The following is a 15,383-nucleotide window of genomic DNA, read 5'->3' on the forward strand; positions in this document are numbered from 1 at the left end:
GTAAAAATGAAAATCCGTCGTATTCTTGCATCCACCGCCCTGGCTGGCACCATCGGCTTCGCAGCCATGACTGGCGCGCAGGCTATCTCGTTTGGCGACGCTGACCAGCTCGCCTCCGGCGTCATCGAGAACGCATCCTGCTCTTCGGTGCGCAGCGTGCTTGATGGCCTCAACGCCACCAACAACGGCCGCGTGTACAACAAGGAGACCACCCGCAACCAGCTGGTGCAGAACCTGCGTCAGGTCACCGGAACCAACTCCAACCCAACTGATCTGACCACCCTGGCGGTTACTCGCTACACCGCGCAGTTCGCTGACCGCGCACTGGAATGTGGAATCGTCAAGGCTGATCCTGAAACCCCATTCGGTTCCAGCCAGCTCAACACCTTGCTCAACGACTTTGGCCCACAGATTTCTGAGATGTCCAGCCAGGCCACCGGCGCAAAGGCTTAAACATTTTCGCTGAGCCTAAAGGGTTAGACCTACCTAAAGGGGTTTATTCGCGCGGGCAAGCTCGGCGCGTTTGCCTTCCTGCCACAGTCGGTCCTGGGTTTCCATATCCACGATGAAGACCGTGCCATCAAATAGGTAGGGTGCGCGCGAGCGCAGCTTGTCGATGAAGGCCTGCGCCACCTCCCCCATTCCGAACGCCCCGCGGCGGGAGGCGATTTCGGCATGGAAAAGGACTTGTAGGAAAACATCGGCAAGCTCTGCCTTGATGGTTTCATCATCGGCGCCGGAGGTGACTGCTTCGGCGAACTCTGCTGACTCTTCTTTCAGGTATGGCAGAAGGCTTTCGTGGGTGTGGCTACGCTCCCACTCCCCCAACGTGTTCGCACGCTCCATCACGAGCTGCGCCTGGTAGACGGCATCATTGCGGGACGGAACCGCCAGAACCTGGGCGCCGGCATCCTTGCGGGCGATGACCTCAGGGTTGGTTTCATCAAAGGCGACGTAGGTTTCCCCTGCGTCGCCTTTTGCACCGTTAAGCAATGCATTGATATTCCACCGCACCTTGACGGGAATCTCGGGGCTAAAGGCGACCGGGCCGGAGAGCGTGCCCACCCATTCCAACGGAATCATGGTGGGCCAACGTTCATCAAGCAATACTACGGTCATGGATCCGCATTCTATATCTTTTTCTCCGTGAACCAATTAGTTGCTCACGGAAATGATGTTCTTGCCGCCCTTGGCTCCGGACTTGGACGTGACCGTGCTGGGTTTCTTGGCCCCGGTGACATCCACCGACGTGAGATCGAACATGTCGGTGAGGAAGTCGGCCATCCACTGCAACAGCTCAACATCGCGCAACTTCGGTGAGGTCACGTTGCGGCCGGCCTTCGGGAAGGACAACTGGATAGCCTTCGCCGCGGCACGGTAGTTGGAGCCCGGGAACAGGCGCTTGAGACGCACTTGCTTGGAATCTGGCAGGTCAACCGGGTGAACCTTGATGCGCGTGCCCTGCACCGTGATGTCAGTGATGCCGGCCGCGCGGGCCTGGTGGCGCAGACGAGACACGGCGAGCAGACGCGACACTTCTTCCGGCAGCGGACCGTAGCGGTCCTCCATCTCTTCGACCGCGAGGCGCAGGTCTTTGTTGTCCTGGCTGGCGGCAAGCTTGCGGTAGACCTCCAGGCGCAGGCGCTCGGAGTTGATGTAGGACTCCGGAATGTGCGCGTCCACCGGCAGGTCGATGCGGATTTCCTTCGGCCCATTGTCGGTGGCCTTGGGGACCTCGCCGCGAGCAAGGGCCTTGAAAGCGTCCACGGCTTCGGAGACCAGGCGAACATAAAGGTCGAAGCCAACTCCTGCGATGTGGCCGGACTGCTGCGCGCCCAGCACGTTGCCGGCGCCGCGCATTTCCAGGTCCTTCATCGCCACCGCCATGCCCGCGCCCAAGTCATTGTTCTGCGCGATGGTGGCCAGGCGGTCGTAGCTGGTCTCAGTCAGCGTCGCGCCCTTCGGGTAGAGGAAGTAGGCGTAGCCGCGTTCGCGGGAACGGCCCACGCGCCCGCGCAGCTGGTGCAGCTGGCTGAGGCCCATGTGGTGCGCGTTTTCCACAATCAGTGTGTTCGCATTCGAGATATCCAGGCCGGTTTCCACGATGGTGGTACACACCAGCACATCATATTCGCGGTCCCAGAAACCCTGCACGGTCTTTTCCAGCAGGTCCTCATTCATTTGACCGTGCGCGACCACCACGCGGGCTTCGGGCACGAGATCGCGGATTTCGCGGGCCTTCTTTTCAATATCAGCAACCTTGTTGTGAATGAAGAAGGTCTGACCGTCGCGCAGCAGCTCACGGCGGATTGCGGCCGCGACCTGCTTGTCCTCATAGGCGCCGACATAGGTCAGCACCGGGTGCCGGTCTTCCGGCGGGGTCAGGATGGTGGACATCTCGCGGATGCCGGCCATGGACATTTCCAGGGTACGCGGAATCGGCGTTGCCGACATGGTCAGCACATCCACGGAGGCCTTAAGCGCCTTGATGTGCTCCTTGTGCTCCACGCCGAAACGCTGCTCCTCATCCACCACGATGAGGCCCAGGTTCTTCCAGTGCACACCGGTTTGCAGCAGGCGGTGCGTGCCGATGACCACGTCAACCGTGCCCGATGCCAGTTCCTTAATAATCTCTTTAGACTCTTTGGTGGAGGTAAAGCGCGACAGCACGCGGATTTCAATGGGGAATCCGCCCATGCGTTCCACGAAAGTGTCATCGTGCTGCTGAGCCAACAGCGTGGTTGGCACCAGCACTGCTACCTGCTTGCCGTCCTGCACAGCCTTGAACGCGGCGCGCACGGCGACTTCGGTTTTGCCATAGCCAACATCACCGACGATCACGCGGTCCATCGGCACCTGGGATTCCATGTCGTGCTTTACGGCGTCAATGGCCAGCATCTGGTCTTCAGTTTCGACGTATGGGAAGTTGTCTTCCATCTCCATCTGCCACGGCGTGTCCGGCGGGAACTGGTGTCCCGGGGAGGCTTGCCGCTTGGCGTAGAGTTCCACCAGCTCGCCAGCAATTTCGCGCACCGCGGCGCGTGCCTTCTTCTTGGTGTTCTTCCAGTCCGAGCCACCCATCTTGGACAGATGTGGGGACTCGCCGCCGGTATATTTGGACAGCATGTCCAAGGAATCCATGGGGACCCACAGCTGGTCAGCGGGCTGGCCGCGCCTCGACGGCGCGTATTCCAGCACGATGTACTCACGGCGGGAGGATTCATCACCGGATTGGATGGTGCGCTCAGCCATCTTGAGGAACTTGCCGATACCGTGGGTTTCGTGCACCACGAAATCGCCCTGCTTAAGCGCTAGCGGATCGACGCGGTTGCGGCGCTTCGCGGGGCGGCGCTTGGCGCCGGCGATATCGCCAACGCGGTTGCCGGTCAGGTCGGTCTCGGTGACCACCACTAGCGGTAGCGCGTCGGCGTCAGTGTGCTTGCGCACCTTTGGGAACACCAAGCCGGCGTGGCTGAGCGCCTGGTAAAGAGTTACTTCACCTGGGGATGGCTGCCAGCCGGGCGTTGCCACCTTGGCCGGAATCCCCTTCTCCGCGAAGCGTTCCACCATGCGCTTAATAGCGCCCTGCGCTGGCGCGATGAAAGCTGCGCGGCCACCGGCTTGGGTGTGCGCGAGCAGCTGCGCCATCATGGCATCAATTTCCTTGATGTCACCGCGCGGGGTCGGGCCTGGCTCAAACTCCAGCGGAAGGGTGTCTTCTTCATCCGCGATGAACATGCCTGTCGGCGCGAAGGTCCACAACGGCAGACCGGCTTTTTCGCAGGTCTTCTCCAAGGATTCATAGGAGCGGTAGCTCGATGCCTCGGTGTCAAGGCCCTTGGTGGCCAGTGGGCCATCGGCGCCCATGGCTGCAGCCTCCCAGCCAGCGGCCATGAATTCGGCGTCGGTGGATTCCAGGTCCGCGATGCGGGTGCGGATCTTCTCCGGCGCCACCAGCAGCACGTGGGTGCCTTCACCCATGAATTCGGACAAGGTGACCATCTTCGAATCAGACAGCACCGGCAAAAGTGCTTCCATTCCTTCGGACGGCATGCGCTGGCCAACCTTGCTCAGCAGCTCAACCAGGGCGGCGTTGCCGGGATGTTCCACGGCGAGGGTGTCAGCGCGCGCTGCAATCGCTTCCGTAATTGGCAGCTCGCGCGCGGGGAAGATTTCTACTGAACCGACCTCAATTTCAGGGATAGTGCGCTGGTCAGCGATGGAGAACTGGCGGATATCGGTGACTTCGTCGCCCCAAAATTCCACACGCACGGGGTAGTCCAGCGTGGTGGGGAAAATATCGATGATGCCGCCGCGCACAGCGAACTCACCGCGCTTGGCCACCATGTCCACGCGCGAATAGGCACGGAATTCCAGGTTGCGCACGACATCGTCAAGCTCGTATTCGCCCTCTTCGCGCAACACCACGGGTTCGCGGCCGACCACGTCTTTGAGCAGCGGCTGCGAATAGCCGCGCGCCGCGGTGACTACTACTTGCAGGCGGTCTTCTCGCAGCTGGTGCAGGATTTGCGCACGCTTGCCGATGATATCCGCGCCCGGACTCAACCGCTCGTGCGGCAGGGTCTCCCACGCGGGGAAGAATCCCACCTTATCCCCCATCATGGCGGTCAGCTCCGCAGTGAGGTCTTCTGCCTCACGGCCGGTGGCAGTCACAACAAGAACTGGCGCGTGGTGCGCGAGCGCGCCGATAGCCCAGGGGCGCGCCTGGTCAATGCCCGTGATGTGCAGCTGCGACTGGCCAACGTTGTTGACTAGGCCTTTGAGCTTCGGGTCAGATGCAGCTACTTTGAGCAGCCCGGCGAGCATAGGAGGGGTGGGAGCCATTCTTGTATCTTCTACTCTTCCGTGTGTTTTTCAGTATTAACTACGGCATCTTCAACGGCGACATCGTCAAGCTGTGTCCCCAGCTTTGATGAGCCCAGCTGGGGACCTGTCTCCAAGTCTGAGAGCCCGTTCCAGCAGAGGTTGACCACGTGGGCGGCGACAACTTCTTTGGCGGGCTGGCGTTCATCGAGCCACCACTGGGCCGTCATGGAGACCATTCCAACGAGCGCCTGAGCATAAAGCACGGCGAGGTTCTCATCAAATCCACGGTGCTTAAACGCAGTACCCAAGATGTGGGAGACCTGACTGACGGCAGTGTTGAGCAACGTTGAAAATGCGCGGTCCTGCTTGGAGCTAGGATCGCGCACCAAAATCATGAAACCATCGGTTTCTTCCTCGACATAAGTCAACAGCGCCATCGCGGCCTGCTCAATACGGTCGCGCCAAGAACCTTCCGAAATTGAGGCGGTAATACGGCGCTCCAGGTCCTGCATCTCACGGTCCACAACCACCGCGTACAGGCCCTCTTTGCCGCCGAAGTGTTCATACACGACGGGTTTGGAAACACTGGCGCGCGCAGCGATATCCTCCACGCTGGTTCCATCGAAACCTTGCTCCGCGAATGCGGAACGGCCAATGGAAATCAGCTGCTCGCGACGCTGCTTGCCAGTCATCCTCTGTCTTACCATGGCTACAGCTTATCGAATGCGCATAAAGATTCTTAACTGTCTCGGACTATCCCGCCAGCTATTCTCCCCACCCCACCCACCGGCGACTGTGAATTGGTGAGGGCATTTTAGTTCCGAGCATGCAATCGGGTACGATACTTTTCGTACATGAGCGTCATGCCCATGATTCCCCATGGTGTAATCGGCAACACTACGGTTTTTGGTACCGTCATTCTAGGTTCGAGTCCTGGTGGGGAAGCAATAAGACCCTCGACGAAGCTTGCATCATTGCAGCCCAGTCGAGGGTTGAATTAGTTTTCGTCTTCGCTGGCTTTGTTAGCGGAGCGACGCGCGGCCTTGCCGGAGGAATTCGCAGGTGAGTCCCCGGGTTTGAGGTGGCGGAGATTGCGCCCGGCGCGGCTGGCCTTGGATTCAGTGGGATCGGACTTTTCCACTGCCCGCCTGTTGCTGCCGAGTTTGAAGCCGCGCTTTTCTGCGCGCTTGACCGCGGATGCCATCTGCGCCGCGGTGTAGTTGACGGGCGCGTAGTTAATGCCGCGCGGCAGGACCCATTCAAACCAGTAAGCCATAATCGCAAGACCAGTCCCCAGGATGGGAGCGATCATCATGCCGAGGCCGATAAATCCAGCCTCGGCGAAGACAACCATGGCGGCGGAAGCGAAGATGGCGGGGACGGCGTAGAGCGGGTTGCCGCCGAAGACGGAAGGAATCTGCCCGGAGGCGACGTCGCGGACCATGCCGCCGCCCACGGCGGTGAGCACGCCCATGAAGATGCAGGCGATCCATGGCATTCCATAGGCCAAGGCCTTGGTACAGCCGGTGACAGACCAGGCGCCGAGAATGACGGCGTCGCCGTGGACTTTGAAAATCTCCCAGGCGCGACCCTTGAGGTCCGTCAGGAAAGCAATCAGGGCGCCGACGCAGGCGAGGATGAGATAAAGCGGGTCAGAGATAGCGTAGGCGGGGCCGTCACTGATCAGCATGTCGCGGATCATGCCGCCGGCGGTGGCGGAGAACAGGGCCAGGAAAATGAAGCCAATGATGTCGAAGTTGCGTTGGCGCGCGATGGTGCCGCCGATAATGCCGTTGAGGACAACACCAATGAGGTCCAAGCTGCGGTAGAGCAGGTCGATCGTTGGGTCCACTGATTCCATAACCAGCCACAATACTCACTACCCCCGCGCGCCTTGGTGTTTTATGCCGGATAGGGGTGAAAAGCACACTCATTATTGGAAACATTTTTCATTAGACCAACCTTTCGCTAACTTTTCTTATTGACACTGTTTTTCATCTAGTTCGGAAGGGTTCATCTTGACCACTCGTAGATACCTCCTTATCCCCTTGGCCCTCGCGTCCGGTTTGGCAATTACTGCATGCTCCCAGCCGGCATCGACGCCGGAAGCTGACACCACTTCGGCGGCCAGCGCAGAATCTACTGCGGCCGAATCCACCGATGAGGCCAATAGCGCGGATGGAAGCGCTGAAGCGGAGGCGCCGGCCGAGGTCTCCAGCCCACAGGCACGCTTGGTGGCAACCTATGACGGCGGCATCGTGGTGTTGGATGCTGAGACTTTGGAACCTGTCACCGACATCCCGTTGGAAGGCTTCAACCGGCTCAACCGCCTGGGCGATGAGCGCAACGTGGTTGTGAGCACCCCGCAGGGATTCCAGGTCCTAGACGTGGGTGCGTGGACCGAGCCGCATGGCGACCACACGCACTCCTATACCACCACCCCGCGTTTGACCGACCACGTTTATGAAGGCGAAAAGCCAGGCCACGTGGTCAACCACAACGGCCGCACCTTGCTGTTCAGTGACGGCGATGGCCAGGTGCAGGACTTGGACAATGAAAAGCTCGCGGACGCGGCCAAGGACTCGGAGTTCGCGGATCCCGATGCTGTACCGGAGCTGACCCCACACCATGGTGTCGCGGTCGCACTAGACAACGGCGGCATGGTGCACACCGAGGGCACCGAGGATGAGCGTTTTAGCATCGTCGCAGTCGATGCCGAGGGTGAGGAAACCGCCCGCATTGATGAATGCCCGGGCGTGCACGGTGAGGCAGCCGCCGGCAATGGTGCGCTGGCCTTTGGCTGTGAAGACGGCGTGGTCATTTTCAAAGACGGCGAGTTCACCAAGGTAAATTCCCCGGATGTTTATGGCCGCATGGGCAACCAGTTCGGTTCGGAAGAATCTGACATCGTGTTGGCTGATTACAAGGTGGACAAGAATGCTGAGCTTGAGCGCCCCACCCGCATTTCGCTGGTCAACACCACCACTGAAAAAATTCAGCTGGTTGATGTTGAGGCGTCTTACTCCTTCCGCTCACTTGGCCGCGGGCCAGAAGGTGAAGCTCTGGTGCTGGGCACCGACGGTAACCTGCGCATCATCGACCCAGAGTCCGGCGATATCACCAGCACCGTACAGGTCACCGAGGAGTGGGAGGAGCCACTGCAGTGGCAGGATCCTCGCCCAACCTTGTTCGTCCAGGATGGCAAGGCTTATGTCACCGAGCCAGATAAGGAACTCCTCCACGTCGTGGACATCGCTTCCGGTGAGGTGGAGCAGTCCAAGGACATCAACTTCAGCCTGAATGAGATCACTGGTGTGGCGGGATAGCTAAGCTATCTTGCTATGACCTCCCCTGATTCCAACGCTAACTCCGGCAAGTCGCTTCCGCATGAATCCCGCAATGCGTCGCGGTTTGTCATCGCCAACGGTATGCAAAATCTTGGCGATGAACTGGTGGCAGCCAAGACCGTATTGCCGTGGTTGTTCCAGTCCGCCGGGGTTCCAGCCGCGTTGACCGGTTTACTGGTTCCCATTCGGGAGTCGGGGTCCATGTTGCCGCAAGCCGCGTTGACGCAGTGGGTGGTGAACTCCCCCTCGCGCAAGCAGTTGTGGATTCTGGGCGGGATTGTTCAGGCGCTCGCCGCTTTGGGGATTGCGGTGGCAGCATTGCTTGCCGATGGTTTGCTGCTCGGCCTCACCGTCTTAGTTCTTTTAGGAGTACTGTCGCTGGGTCGAGCGTTGAGCTCCATTACCGGCAAAGATGTGCAAGGCCGCACGATTTCTAAAGGCAAACGCGGTGTTGTCACAGGTCGCGCGACCACCCTGGGTGGGGTTTCTACCTTGGTGGTCGGCGGCCTTTTGGCATTTCTCGGAGATGTGTCTTTGGCGGCGATTGCCGTACTGCTACTCATCGGCGCGGCCGCGTGGGGTGTGGCCTCGCTGGTGTTCACCGGCATCGTCGAGCCGACGGCAGCTGCAGGCGAGGCCGCAGCTGCCGGGAAAGACAAAGGCCAAGGCACAGGCAAGAATTCTGGCAGGAAGCAGAACTGGTGGACGGACACGTGGGGGCTGTTTCGCCATGATAAGAAGTTTCGGGACTTCGTTATCGTGCGCTCGCTGATGCTGGTGTCTGCGCTTTCTACTTCCTTTATTGTTGCGTTGTCGCACTCGGTGGGCAATGACTCGTTGAGTGGGTTGACTGGATTCGTGCTGGCTTCCGGGCTCGCGGCACTACTCGGTGGTGTGGTGTCAGGCAGGCTGTCAGATATTTCCTCGCGCAAAGTCATGACCTACGGCGCGGCGATTGCATCCACGCTTCTCATACTTATTGTCCTCGCGGCAGGAACCCTGCCCCAACAGTGGAATCTTTATCTCCTCCCGTTGGGCTTTTTCGCTATTAATTTAGTGCACACCGGAATCCGCGTGGCGCGCAAAACCTACGTGGTGGACATGGCCGAAGGAAACCAGCGCACCCGCTACGTCGCGTCTGCCAACACGCTGATGGGCGTGATATTGCTGCTGGTCGGCGGGGTTTCGGCGGTGATTGCATCGGCAGGCAATGCGGCCGCCATCATCTTCCTGGCTCTGATTGGTTTTGTCGGCGTCTGGCGCGCCGGAAAGTTACCGGAAGTGTCCAAGCAAGCGTCAAAATAGGAGTTTCCGACACAGGCAACCGGCTACGGCGTTATGATTGGCAGCGGATACAACCAAGCCTGACGTACAGGAGTATTAAACTCGTGGTAACACAAACCCCAAGCGCCGTTGTCGTTCTTGCAGCTGGCGCCGGCACTCGCATGAAATCTGCCAAGCAGAAGACCCTGCATGAAATCGGAGGACGGTCCCTTTTAGGACATGCTCTTCATGCAGCAGCCGGCCTCAACCCGGAACACATCGTGGCCGTAGTTGGCCACCAGCGCGACCAGGTCAGCCCCGCCGTTGACGCAGTCGCTGCTGAATTAGACCGCGAAATCCTGCAGGCAGTTCAGGAAGAACAAAACGGTACCGGCCACGCCGTCGGCTGCGGGCTTGCACCAATTCCTGATTTTGACGGCACCGTCATTGTTACCAATGGTGATGTGCCGTTGCTGCGCCCAGAGACCATCGACAAGCTGCGCGACACCCACGTTTCTGAGGGCAACGCCGTCACCGTGCTATCCATCAAGCTGGATGATCCGACCGGCTATGGCCGTATTGTGCGCAATGATGCCGGTGAAGTCACCGCGATTGTTGAGCACAAGGATGCAAGCGCTGCGCAGCACGCAATTAATGAAGTAAACTCTGGCGTTTTTGCTTTCGACGCTGCTGTTTTGCGCGATGCGCTGGGCAAGCTGGATTCGAACAACTCCCAGGGCGAGCTATACATCACTGATGTGCTGTCCATCGAGCGTGAGGGTGGGCGCCGCGTGGGCGCATTCGTTGCTGCCGATGCCGGTGAGCTTGAAGGCGTTAATGACCGCGTGCAGCTAGCTGCCGCTGGCCGTGAACTCAACCGCCGCCTGGTGGAGGATGCCATGCGCGGCGGCGCACACGTTATTGACCCATTGACAACCTGGATTGGTGTGGGCGTGCGCATCGGCCGCGATGTCACCATCCACCCTGGCACCCAATTGTGGGGTAATACCTCCATTGAAGATGATGCCGTGATTGGCCCGGATACCACCTTGACCGACATGCAGGTCGGCCGCGGCGCGAAGGTCATTCGCACCCATGGTGAGAAGTCTGTCATCGGCCCTAATGCCAACGTTGGCCCATTTACCTTCATTCGCCCGAACACTGAGGTCGGCGAAGACGGCAAGCTCGGCGGCTTCGTGGAAGCAAAGAACGCGAAGATTGGCCGCGGCTCCAAGGTGCCACACTTGACCTACATCGGTGATGCCACCGTGGGTGAGCAGTCCAATATCGGCGCTTCCTCGGTCTTTGTGAACTATGACGGTGTGAATAAGCACCACACGACCATCGGGAGCCATGTGCGCACCGGCTCTGACACAATGTTCATTGCCCCGGTCAACGTGGGCGATGGCGCATATTCGGGTGCGGGCACCATCATCAAGGATGATGTTCCACCAGGAGCACTGGCTGTTTCCGGTGGTAAGCAGCGCAATATTGAGGGCTGGGTTGTGAAGAAGCGCCCTGGCAGTCCTGCTGCTGAAGCTGCGGAAGCGGCATCACCTGCCACCGATGATGATTCTGCAAAAACGGACAATTAGTCTAGATTCAATGGGGTTATCATCAACAAAACGGTAAAAGCCTCTTCGGCTCTTACCGGTGGTGTACCTACTTGATTAAAGAATCGTCAAGCATTCCACACTCAATGAAAGGTCAAAGACCGTTATGACCGGCAAGATTTCTCATAGCCAAAAGAATATGATGCTGTTCTCCGGCCGCGCACACCCTGAGCTGGGCGCAGCCGTTGCTAAAGAACTAGGCACTGACTTGGTTCCAACCACCGCACGGGACTTTGCAAACGGTGAAATCTTCATCCGCTTCGAAGAATCCGTTCGCGGCGCAGACTGCTTCGTTCTGCAGTCCCACACCCAGCCTTTGAACAAGTGGCTGATGGAACAGCTCATCATGATCGATGCTCTCAAGCGCGGTTCGGCTAAGCGCATCACGGCTATCTTGCCGTTCTATCCTTATGCACGCCAGGACAAGAAGCACCTCGGCCGTGAGCCAATTTCGGCTCGCCTGGTTGCAGATCTGTTGGCTGCCGCGGGCGCGGACCGCATCGTGTCGGTGGACTTGCACACTGACCAGATTCAGGGCTTCTTCGATGGCCCAGTCGATCACATGCACGCCATGCCAATTTTGACTGAGTACATCCAGTCCAAGTACTCCATCGACAACATTGTTGTGGTCTCCCCGGATGCAGGCCGCGTCAAAGTTGCTGAGAAGTGGGCGCATGAGCTTGGCGATGCCCCGTTGGCATTCGTGCACAAGACCCGCTCCACCACCGAGGCAAACAAGACCGTGTCTAATCGCGTGGTTGGTGACATTGAGGGCAAAGATTGCATCTTGCTCGATGACATGATTGATACCGGCGGAACCATCGCGGGTGCGGTTCGTGTTCTGCGCGAGGCCGGCGCACGCTCCGTTGTTATCGCGTGTACCCACGGTGTATTCTCCGATCCTGCACGCCAGCGTCTGTCTGAGTGCGGTGCTGAGGAAGTTATCACCACTGATACCCTGCCGCAATCCACTGAGGGTTGGTCTAACCTGACCGTGCTGTCCATTGCTCCGCTGCTGGCACGCACGATCCACGAGATTTTTGAAAACGGCTCCGTAACCACCTTGTTCGAATCCGCTTAAGTTCTTATTTCTCGCTAAAGCTACTCTGGTCTCCATGACAAACATGGCTCAGAGTAGCTTTTTTGATCCATCCCGCTTGTCGGCGCAGGCTCAGGCTACGGCCGATGAAGCAGTTGCGGCGCTAGAAGCAATGGCGGATCCGGAGCGCGCGACCGGCATGGCTTCCTATATGCGCGACAAGTTTGAGTTCTTTGGCATTGCGTCGCAGCCGCGCAAGGATGCGGTCAAGCACATTTTGTCCGGCCGCAGCCTGGATTGGGATTTCGTGGCTGCGCTGTGGTTACATCCACAGCGCGAGTGCCAGTACGTGGCGGTGGATCATGTGCGCCGGCACAAGCTCAACATCGCGGACTTGGAGAATCTAAAGTCCGTGGTGGAATCCAAATCGTGGTGGGACACCGTGGACCATTTGGCCAAGTGCGCTGGCACAGCATTGGTGGCAGGAGCCCGAGGACGGGGCAAGGAACCAAACTCGCTAGCCGAGGCCCAAGCAACCCGCGCGCTGATGCTGGAGTGGGCGGTGGATGACAACTTGTGGACTCGGCGCATTGCTATTTTGTGCCAGCTCAGCTCCGGCGAGAAAACGGATAAAGAGCTTTTGCGGGAGGTCATCGAAAGTAATCTTGGCGCGGATTCTGCGTTTTCCGGGGAATTTTTCATCAACAAAGCCATTGGTTGGGCGCTGCGCGATTATGCCCGCAAGAACCCGCAGTGGGTGCGCTACTTTGTAGACGAGCACGGCGAAGGTACGCAGTTGCCGCTGGCGAAGCTTTCTGTGCGCGAAGCGCTGAAGCACTTGTAATAGATTCGTAACACAGGCGTTGATCCCACTGGTTATGTGAGGTCTCGAAACGAATTTAGCGGCGAATATAAGATTATTTAGAGACTTATTGCTGATTTATTAGATTTTCCATTTGATTTTAGATCACAAGTGGCGTTTATAAATGGTGCGGTGAATTCGTGCAGCGTACGGCTTTATCGCGTGCTCTCCACGTATGGTTCTTAAAACTTGTAATCATTTTTGGAGTAATAAACATGAAAAAAGCGGTCATTCTCGGCATGGCCTATTTCAGTTGTACTGTCGGCGCAGGTTTCGCCTCCGGCCAAGAAATGCTGCAGTACTACGCGGCTTTCGGCGGTTGGGGCATCATCGGCGCCGCCATTGCCCTGATTCTTATGCCACTCATCGCGATGATTGCCATGCAATACGGAAGCTACTTCCAGGCAACCTCCCATGATCGCGTCTTTACGTCGGTGACGTCTAAGTTGATGGCTCGCTTCATCGACTACACCATCACCTTTACACAGTTCTGCATTTCTTTCGTCATGCTGGCCGGTGCAGGAGCAAACCTTAACCAACAGTTTGATACTCCCCTGTGGTTTGGTTCTGCGCTCATGGCAGTCGCGGTTATTATCTGTGGTTTCCTCAACGTGGAAAAGGTCACCAACGTGCTCGGCTCCATCACGCCGTTCATCGTGGTGCTGCTGGTGATTGTCTCCATCCACTCCTATCTCAACCCGCCTGAGGATATCGGCGCGGCCTTTGAGTTCGCGCAGAACAACGTTGCTACTACCTTGCCTAACTGGTGGGTATCTACCTTCAACTACGTTGGTATCGCCATGATGGGCGGTATTTCCATGGGCATCATCATGGGCGGTGACATGCTGGATCTGAAGACCGCTGGTCACGGCGGCATGCTCGGTGGCCTACTCTTCGGCATTCTGTTGGTCATGATGGTCATCGCTATGCTGTTTAACTCGGAGACCGTCTACCAGGACGCGCTGCCAACCTTGAGTCTGATCACGGCCATCAGCACGCCGTTGGGCACCTTCGCATCGATTATCATTTACGTGATGATCTTCTCCACCGCACTGGGTAACTTCTACTCTCTGAGCCGCCGCGTGGTGGCCAAGAAGCCCGAGCACTTCCACAAGGCTCTCATCATCTTGGTTCTCATTGGTTTCGGCTTGTCCTTCCTGGACTTTGCAACCCTGGTGGGCTTCGTCTTCCCAATCACCGGCTACCTGGCGCTGCGCATGGTGGATCCAAAACAGAAGTTCACCACCGCGCACCGCCGCCAGCTATCCCAAGAAATCATGGGCTCCAATCTGGCCGCTAAGCACTTGGAGAAGACAGTAATCTCCGAGGCCGTGGATGAGCTGAGCACTGATGCTGACTCCGGCTTCGACCCAGAGAAATTTGAAACCCCGAAATCGGTGTTGACCGATCATCCACCGGCGGATGAGAAGAAGGCTGCGAACAAAGAAAAGTACGAAGACTAGTTTGAATGCTAACCAACATTGCGTCACAGTGATTTGTAGTGTGGCCTGTGCGGCTGGTAGATTTAACGGCGTCTCGGCGAGGGCCGTGAACCACCAGCTGCACTGCGCAGACTAACAGTTCATAGCCGTTATCGACGCGATGAGTATGCACACGCCTGCGATGACTCGACCAAGACGAGATTCATTGGCAGGCTTTTTGCTATTCTCAAAGCTCTCGCCTCACCACTGAATTGACGTGAATAAGTAATTCCCACATTTAATTGAGGAGAAAAATCATGGCAAAGCGCCCTGTAATCAAGGCACAAGCCCGTAACGAGTTCGGCAAGGGTGCCGCTCGTCGCCTGCGTCGCGCAGGTCAGGTTCCTGGTGTTATCTACGGTTCCAACACCGAGCCAATCCACTTCGCAGCTGACATCCTAGAGCTGCACTCTTTGATCCGTAACTACGGCGCAAACGCTGTTCTGGAGCTGGAGATCGACGGCGACCAGCACCTGACCATGGTTAAGGACATCGAGCAGAACGTTCTTACCCTGGACATGGACCACCTTGACCTGCTCTCCATTAAGCGTGGCGAGAAGGTTGAAGTTGAGGTTCCATTGACCTTCACCGGTGAGCCAGCTCCTGGCCTGATGTTCATCTCCGACACCGACGTTTTGTTGGTTGAGGCTGACGTTTTGAATATTCCAGAAGAGATCGAAGTTTCCATCGAAGGCCTGGAAGACGGCACCGTTGTTACCGCTGCAGACGTAGTTCTGCCAGAGGGCACCACCCTGGTTGCAGACCCAGAGTCCGCAATCGCTTCCATCTCCGAGCCACAGGTTGACGAAGAGGTTGAGGCAGCAGCCGAGGCCGCTGAAGAGGGCGGCGCTGAAGCTGGCGCTGGGTCTGCTGAAGATTCCGAGGAAGAGAAGACCGAAGAGTAAATATCTCGAGGTTCTTCCCTCCCAGTTCATACGAGCTGAACTGACA

12 protein-coding genes are annotated in these 15,383 nt (G+C 58.0%); 8 read left to right on the plus strand and 4 right to left on the minus strand.

The features are described 5' to 3' along the window. The first annotated feature begins 6 nt into the window (after positions 1–6). Positions 7–453: a hypothetical protein gene (locus CCASEI_RS09640; RefSeq protein WP_006822763.1), complete on the plus strand. Its 447-nt coding sequence runs from the start codon at positions 7–9 to the stop codon at positions 451–453. Positions 454–486: 33 nt separating this feature from the next. On the opposite strand, the gene CCASEI_RS09645 is transcribed toward CCASEI_RS09640, so the two are convergent. The 4 genes from CCASEI_RS09645 to CCASEI_RS09665 form a co-directional block, all read right to left on the minus strand. Then, positions 487–1,119, minus strand: a complete 633-nt coding sequence (locus CCASEI_RS09645; RefSeq protein ID WP_006822762.1) for a MazG nucleotide pyrophosphohydrolase domain-containing protein — start codon at positions 1,117–1,119, stop codon at positions 487–489. A gap of 36 nt (positions 1,120–1,155) precedes the next feature. After that, entirely contained in the window at positions 1,156–4,827 is a 3,672-nt protein-coding gene (gene mfd, locus CCASEI_RS09650) for a transcription-repair coupling factor (protein WP_025387846.1), read from the minus strand. A 29-nt stretch (positions 4,828–4,856) separates the two neighbouring features. Next, a complete protein-coding gene (locus CCASEI_RS09655) occupies positions 4,857–5,534 on the minus strand; it encodes a TetR/AcrR family transcriptional regulator (RefSeq protein ID WP_081466642.1) in 678 nt (225 codons plus the stop codon). Between the two features lie 290 nt (positions 5,535–5,824). After that, positions 5,825–6,688, minus strand: a complete 864-nt coding sequence (locus CCASEI_RS09665; RefSeq protein WP_025387847.1) for a trimeric intracellular cation channel family protein — start codon at positions 6,686–6,688, stop codon at positions 5,825–5,827. A 157-nt stretch (positions 6,689–6,845) separates the two neighbouring features. Between CCASEI_RS09665 and aztD the strand changes: the two genes are divergently transcribed. The 7 genes from aztD to CCASEI_RS09700 all read left to right on the plus strand — a co-directional run bounded on the left by aztD (position 6,846) and on the right by CCASEI_RS09700 (position 15,337). Then, on the plus strand, positions 6,846–8,153 hold the full coding sequence (gene aztD, locus CCASEI_RS09670) for a zinc metallochaperone AztD (protein WP_038574628.1): 1,308 nt from the start codon (positions 6,846–6,848) through the stop codon (positions 8,151–8,153). 15 nt (positions 8,154–8,168) lie between these two features. Continuing rightward, positions 8,169–9,479 (plus strand): MFS transporter, encoded by a 1,311-nt coding sequence (locus CCASEI_RS09675; protein ID WP_025387849.1) that lies wholly within the window; start codon positions 8,169–8,171, stop codon positions 9,477–9,479. 83 nt (positions 9,480–9,562) lie between these two features. Continuing rightward, complete coding sequence (gene glmU / locus CCASEI_RS09680) at positions 9,563–11,032, plus strand: bifunctional UDP-N-acetylglucosamine diphosphorylase/glucosamine-1-phosphate N-acetyltransferase GlmU (protein WP_025387850.1); 1,470 nt, start codon at positions 9,563–9,565, stop codon at positions 11,030–11,032. Between the two features lie 124 nt (positions 11,033–11,156). Then, complete coding sequence (locus CCASEI_RS09685) at positions 11,157–12,131, plus strand: ribose-phosphate diphosphokinase (RefSeq protein WP_025387851.1); 975 nt, start codon at positions 11,157–11,159, stop codon at positions 12,129–12,131. A 34-nt stretch (positions 12,132–12,165) separates the two neighbouring features. Continuing rightward, the gene (locus tag CCASEI_RS09690; protein ID WP_025387852.1) at positions 12,166–12,933 is read left to right on the plus strand and encodes a DNA alkylation repair protein; all 768 of its coding nucleotides are present in this window, start codon (positions 12,166–12,168) and stop codon (positions 12,931–12,933) included. 233 nt (positions 12,934–13,166) lie between these two features. Next, a complete protein-coding gene (locus CCASEI_RS09695) occupies positions 13,167–14,414 on the plus strand; it encodes a YkvI family membrane protein (RefSeq protein ID WP_025387853.1) in 1,248 nt (415 codons plus the stop codon). Between the two features lie 275 nt (positions 14,415–14,689). After that, on the plus strand, positions 14,690–15,337 hold the full coding sequence (locus tag CCASEI_RS09700) for a 50S ribosomal protein L25/general stress protein Ctc (RefSeq protein ID WP_006822752.1): 648 nt from the start codon (positions 14,690–14,692) through the stop codon (positions 15,335–15,337). The last annotated feature ends 46 nt before the right edge of the window (positions 15,338–15,383 follow it).

The organism is Corynebacterium casei LMG S-19264 (assembly GCF_000550785.1).
GTDB classification, from domain to species: domain Bacteria; phylum Actinomycetota; class Actinomycetes; order Mycobacteriales; family Mycobacteriaceae; genus Corynebacterium; species Corynebacterium casei.

What these genes read in the sequence shown, in the direction of transcription:
- CCASEI_RS09700 (WP_006822752.1), top strand. Translation starts at nt 14,690, where the DNA reads ATGGCAAAGCGCCCTGTAATCAAGGCACAAGCCCGTAACGAGTTCGGC.
- CCASEI_RS09675 (WP_025387849.1), top strand. Translation starts at nt 8,169, where the DNA reads ATGACCTCCCCTGATTCCAACGCTAACTCCGGCAAGTCGCTTCCGCAT.
- CCASEI_RS09655 (WP_081466642.1), bottom strand. Translation starts at nt 5,534, where the DNA reads ATGGTAAGACAGAGGATGACTGGCAAGCAGCGTCGCGAGCAGCTGATT.
- CCASEI_RS09685 (WP_025387851.1), top strand. Translation starts at nt 11,157, where the DNA reads ATGACCGGCAAGATTTCTCATAGCCAAAAGAATATGATGCTGTTCTCC.
- CCASEI_RS09665 (WP_025387847.1), bottom strand. Translation starts at nt 6,688, where the DNA reads ATGGAATCAGTGGACCCAACGATCGACCTGCTCTACCGCAGCTTGGAC.
- CCASEI_RS09695 (WP_025387853.1), top strand. Translation starts at nt 13,167, where the DNA reads ATGAAAAAAGCGGTCATTCTCGGCATGGCCTATTTCAGTTGTACTGTC.
- mfd (WP_025387846.1), bottom strand. Translation starts at nt 4,827, where the DNA reads ATGCTCGCCGGGCTGCTCAAAGTAGCTGCATCTGACCCGAAGCTCAAA.
- CCASEI_RS09640 (WP_006822763.1), top strand. Translation starts at nt 7, where the DNA reads ATGAAAATCCGTCGTATTCTTGCATCCACCGCCCTGGCTGGCACCATC.
- CCASEI_RS09645 (WP_006822762.1), bottom strand. Translation starts at nt 1,119, where the DNA reads ATGACCGTAGTATTGCTTGATGAACGTTGGCCCACCATGATTCCGTTG.
- CCASEI_RS09690 (WP_025387852.1), top strand. Translation starts at nt 12,166, where the DNA reads ATGACAAACATGGCTCAGAGTAGCTTTTTTGATCCATCCCGCTTGTCG.